The following is a 5,502-nucleotide window of genomic DNA, read 5'->3' on the forward strand; positions in this document are numbered from 1 at the left end:
TTCATCGATCACTATAAGGCTCCAGGAGTCAAAAACAGAGGAGGAAATCAATATAAGATACCTTTCAATGCCTCCATCTATTATTATGCGTTCCAGTTGATAAGGAGTCAGAATTCTCTGTATTTTTATATCATGATGCATGATATTCCTTTCTAATCGTATTCCATCGGATATCAAAAGTTTCGTGGACTTATATTTTGCTATTTCGGATGATATATCGACATTTTCTATCTCTATTATCCTGAAATACCTCATAAAATTAAAATGATAATGTTAAGAAAATAGTTTTGTCATTGAGGAAAAAATGAGAAAATGAGGTTAATAATTTTATTTTATAGTGGCTTTCTTGATTACAACCTTTTCAAGAGGCCTGTCGTTCCTGTCCCTCTTTACCCTGCTTATTTTATCTGCCACATCAAGCCCTTTCACAACCTTTCCGAATACAGGATGCATTTTGTCAAGATAGTTGTTGTTCACCACATTTATGAAAAATTGTGACCCCCCAGTGTTCGGGCCTGCATTTGCCATAGCTATAGTTCCTCTGTCATTTCTGTTGTTTTTTGTGAACTCATCCTTTATTTTATAACCTGGACCACCCATTCCAGTTCCTGTGGGATCACCACCCTGTATCATGAAATCAGGTATAACCCGGTGAAATATAGTATTATTATAGAATCCCTGTTCAATAAGTTTTCTGAAATTGCCTGCTGTAATTGGCATATCCTTCTCAAATAATTCAATTTCAATATTCCCTATACTGGTTTCCAGCACTGCTATTGCCATATGCTCTGATAATATCTATAATTATATACTTTTCCACGCAGACGCCATAGTATGGTGTAATTATGTAACTATTAATAGAATTATATACACATAAAGAAAAAAGCAAAAATTACCATAGAAATTATTATACAATGTGCTTATTATAAGGAAATAATCATAAGTTAAAAATTATAGTATTTAAATATTCGTCAATAATATGCTCTGTTGAACAAAGATCATGATTTCCGCTCTCTTCACTCTTCCTCTGATTTTATTCTTCTTTTCAGCCTCTAATTCATCTGATTTACCTCCATCTTTGCCCTCTGGTTTATATAGTCGTATATCCATAATCTCTGGGATCCCTCTGCTTTCAATCCTTCTGTAGATCTGCTTACACAGTTCTCTCCAAACTTCCTCTTTACTGCGGAGAATATTCCTTCAGTCCCAGGCCACCTCATTCCGTAATGCTTCTCTTCTGCCCACTGTTTGTAACCTTTCTCTCTGTATTCTCTTACCTCCTTTCTTCTGTGTTTTGATCCCCTTTGCCTGTCAGTGGAGGCATTCTTCCTGATCTTAATCACCGGTATGGCACCGATGGAATGTATAAGGTTGAAGAGATTGTTCACATCAAATGCACCATCACCGTAGAATGTTTTCACATTTATTCCCTTCTTCACTGCTTCCTTTATGTGAGTGGATGCAGTTTCTGGTTCAGATGATCCAGTACCCTCTATGTGTGATTCTATCCCTATAATCTTCTTTGTCTTCACATCTGCTGTTATAATGACAACAAGATGCTTTCTCTGCCTTGCATCTGGATCTCCATATTTCATTATCCTGTAAGAACCTGCATTGTTTGTCTTCATTCCAGTGCCATCGGTACCAAGTTCTGCATACTGAATGCCTGAAATGTCAATGTCAGGAACCATATTATGTATGCGGTGCCATATGGTGGTATAATCACCATATTCTGGTATTATCCCAAGATTAACAAGTGATCTTGCCATTCCCTCGAGGCCACGGTAATCCAGATACTGGTGCCATATCATCATGAACTGCATGAACGATTCCGGGAAGAGGAATGGTGATCCCCTCTTACCAAGATTCATTTTCTCAAGTTCAGAGCCCCACTGATCCACGAAATCAAAATCAAAGAAGAATTTTCCCCTTATTACGAGTTCCTCGTTGTATTCCTTCCAGTTCCTTTTGTCCTTGTAAGTCTTTCCCCATCTCGACATTTACAGCACCTGTTCAATACGGCTATACATAGCCGTATGATAGCAAAAAGGTATTTATGCCCTTCCATTATAATATTTCATGAATACTGCAATTCTGCTGAAGATCCATGCCAGCTATAAGTCCGGGGAAAAGAAGAGTTCTGTTGACAGGATGCTGCGAAAACTCTATGGATACGATGATCCTTCCAACTATTCAAAATACCATTATCACAGGGAAGGATTGCTGGAAACAATTCCCTCGGTAAGGTATGAGAAAGGCCTGGTCATGATAAGGGAGGAGGATCTGGATACTGTTGTATCCTTTATCAAGAAATATAAGGCCGATTACATGAAATGGACAGTAATCCCAGAAGAGGAAGAAATGAAGCAACTCGGACTACATGTTGCTTAAGTATTTATTCAACACAGCAGAGTTGGTGTGAAATAGATAATGGATTAAGAAGAAATCTTATATTTTATCAGATGGAAGAAATATTATCTGCTGAGTTCAGGTCTCAATTTCTATTAATTCTCATAACCATTTAAACATCAGCTTAGCTCTAATTCAGAATTTTTATTTTGTTAATAATATCCTGCATTCGACTTGCTTTTAATATAGTATGAGACGGCTTATAATTTTACATGTAAAATAGTAAAACACCATTTCTGTTAAGATGGTTGTTAAATTTATTACCTCCTTGTATTTCAGAAGAGGTATTTCTCCCTGTTATTTAATGATCACATCATTATTAACAGGGGGTTTATATTTACACAATATATTGTACACAACCTATATATATAACCATCAATTAATATTATCACGAATAAAAAGATAGTAATAGGCGTATTAATGGTGGCAATATTTTTAATGATGAGTTTTAACACTGTTACAGGTATGAGTCAAACCAACGAATCCATTAATAATTTTATATCTACCCCATCGGTAAACGCAAATTCCATAAGCTATTATAACACCAATGAAAATAATTTAAAAAATGTTACAAATCCGAAATTTAATGTTTATGAAATAGATAATTATAGTATATTATCGTATAATAACTTGTTAAAAATAAATATAAATAATCGTAGTTATGGCATAAAATGGTCAATAAATATGGTTGTAGGTAATACAGATGTTCAATTGCATTTTCATGAATATAATGTATTTTACAGGAACAACTCTATAATACTCAGTGAATTTAATCAATATGCAACCGTATATAATGTATTATCAGTTAATAACAATACTATTAACTCAAATATAGTAATAAAAAGTAATATAGAAGGGATATACAATATAGAATTTGTAGAAGGGAACAGTATCAAAAATTATAGAACAATCGATTTATCGAATCACTATAATTCATCTTTGATAAATGGGGTACAAACATCATGGCATAAGGAAATGGATATTTTTCATAATGGCATAATAAGAATAAATAACAATTCATATCAGCTAATATTGAACTTTAATAATATAAAACTAAATAAAAATCAAATATATAAAATAGATCCAGTTATAAAGCCAATGCGCTTGCCTTTGAGTCCATGTGCAACAACTCTAGCATTTAAATTGTATGACAATTCGGCATTTAACATCCCTATTTACAATATTGAGAATGAAATTATAGTAGATGGAACCAGTACTGATTATAATGCCTATTATTGCCTAGATGATAATGCGAATTGGCATGAAGTGTCATGTGTAGCTAGCCATGGAAATGATTATAGCAAAATAAACGCATGTTTTCAGGGATATTTTGGCACCAGCTGGCGTAGCTCTGTTTGTACAAAAATAACACTTAGCTCTGGGACATATACTGGTTATATACACAATGAAATATGGTCCTATGCTCCAGATATTAATCAATGGACGGTATATAAGAATACAGTAGTGGTCAATAGCCAGATATCAGCTGATTCCAATAATTGTTATAGAGAATATATAGTGTCAACATGAGGTGTAAAAATGTTAAATATAATAAATAATTTATATTATTGGATAAACGAAAACAGTATTTTACTTATTTTCTTCTCCCTTCTTGCAATCGTATTATTTATAGTGTACAAAAAATACCTCCCAAACCCTTCTACAATAAAATCTATTATATTTTCAATATCAATATCATTTATTATTTCCATTGAACTACGATTTCGTTTATGGTTATTTCCTGAAAATTATCTTCCTGGATACTATTTTATAATTAATAGATTATTTAATCTCTCTTCAGCTCCTGCAACTTTATTGCCAGACTATTATGATCCCATTAATAATTTAGTAATTTCTGTTATAATGAGTATTATATTAATAATTATCCTTGATATTATTACAAAAAATTATAAAATATCTATAAAAATTGGAGGTTTAACAGGTTTTATAGTATATGTGGCTATTATATTATTAGGATTTCCAGCCATATGATTTTACCAGTAATAATTTTTCAATAATTTTGCCTAATTATTTTTCATGAAATCGTATGTTATACGATAATTGGTAGAGTAAGTAAATTTCTGTAAATTATAAATTGCCTTAAAAAATTTATATTATGAAATAAAAAATATACAAGATCAATTTAAAAATGTAAAAGAAAAGATGAAAACCTATGGGTTGAACATAAAAGCCACGGGGGAGTTAGGTAGTAGGCCCTTAACTATGGTAATATAAATTACTTAACACGGTGTTAGACATAATTTAATATTTATATTTTGTTAATAATACTCCGCTTTTGTAGATATTTTAATGAATTGCTGGACTGCTCAATGGATTAAATTTAAATTAAATAGTCTTATATTATGTTATGAAAGCGGTGAAGGCGAATTTGCTTTATGATGGTAAGGGAGTGCAGAAAAATGTTTATGTAAGTTTCGATGGAGACAGCATAATGGAAGTATCCAGGAATAAGCCGGATTGCGAAATTCTTGAGGAGGGCGTTGTAACCCCTGCATTCATTGACCCACACAGCCATATTGGACTGGACAGGGCAGGTGAACCGGGATTAGAGAGTGAGGCAAATGACAAACTTGATTCAATGATACCTCTTGGCAGGGCGATTGATGGGGTATACATGGATGACCACGCATTCACTGAATCCGTAGAAAACAATGTATTATATTCCGTTGTTCTTCCCGGAAGTGGAAATATATTGGGCGGCATGGGATCGCTGATCAGGAATTTCTCAAAAAACACAAAGGATGCTTTTGTGAAGGATATCGGAGTCAAAATGGCTCTGGGATACAATCCACGGAGCACCACTGAATGGAAGGGAATAAGGCCAACAACAAGAATGGGTGTTGCTGCCATAATTAGGGAAAATTTCACACTGGCACAAAAGGCAGCCAACCTGATGGAAAAGGGAAAGAAAACAATAGATGAGATTGACCCGAAAACTGAGTTTCTTATTAAATTAATAAGAGGGGAATACAAAATAATGTGTCACCTGCATAAGGAAGATGACGCACTGTTTCTGATGTCTCTTGTGGATAAATTCGGAATAAGGCCAATAATTAACCATGGAATGGATTT

6 protein-coding genes and 1 pseudogene are annotated in these 5,502 nt (G+C 33.6%); 4 read left to right on the top strand and 3 right to left on the bottom strand.

What is annotated here, in order from left to right; all coding sequences use genetic code 11:
• The 3 genes from AMDU4_RS11040 to AMDU4_RS11050 all read right to left on the bottom strand — a co-directional run.
• Nucleotides 1-255: hypothetical protein (locus tag AMDU4_RS11040; protein ID WP_021788052.1), on the bottom strand; the 255-nt coding region annotated here is incomplete at its 3' end.
• A gap of 72 nt (nt 256-327) precedes the next feature.
• The gene (locus tag AMDU4_RS11045) at nt 328-783 is read right to left on the bottom strand and encodes a peptidylprolyl isomerase (RefSeq protein ID WP_021788053.1); all 456 of its coding nucleotides are present in this window, start codon (nt 781-783) and stop codon (nt 328-330) included.
• Nucleotides 784-1,052: 269 nt separating this feature from the next.
• Nucleotides 1,053-2,000: an IS5-like element ISFesp2 family transposase gene (locus tag AMDU4_RS11050; protein ID WP_021788055.1), complete on the bottom strand. Its 948-nt coding sequence runs from the start codon at nt 1,998-2,000 to the stop codon at nt 1,053-1,055.
• A 79-nt stretch (nt 2,001-2,079) separates the two neighbouring features.
• Between AMDU4_RS11050 and AMDU4_RS11055 the strand changes: the two genes are divergently transcribed.
• From AMDU4_RS11055 to AMDU4_RS11070, 4 genes and pseudogenes are all read left to right on the top strand, one after another.
• On the top strand, nt 2,080-2,391 hold the full coding sequence (locus AMDU4_RS11055) for a hypothetical protein (RefSeq protein ID WP_021788056.1): 312 nt from the start codon (nt 2,080-2,082) through the stop codon (nt 2,389-2,391).
• A 456-nt stretch (nt 2,392-2,847) separates the two neighbouring features.
• Nucleotides 2,848-3,939, top strand: a complete 1,092-nt coding sequence (locus AMDU4_RS11060; protein WP_290705145.1) for a hypothetical protein — start codon at nt 2,848-2,850, stop codon at nt 3,937-3,939.
• Between the two features lie 9 nt (nt 3,940-3,948).
• Nucleotides 3,949-4,401 carry a hypothetical protein gene (locus AMDU4_RS11065; protein WP_021788058.1) on the top strand — a complete coding sequence of 151 codons (453 nt, stop codon included), beginning with the start codon at nt 3,949-3,951 and terminating at the stop codon, nt 4,399-4,401.
• A 376-nt stretch (nt 4,402-4,777) separates the two neighbouring features.
• Nucleotides 4,778-5,502: pseudogene (locus AMDU4_RS11070) on the top strand (imidazolonepropionase); the annotation flags it as partial.

This window comes from Ferroplasma sp. Type II, assembly GCF_000496155.1.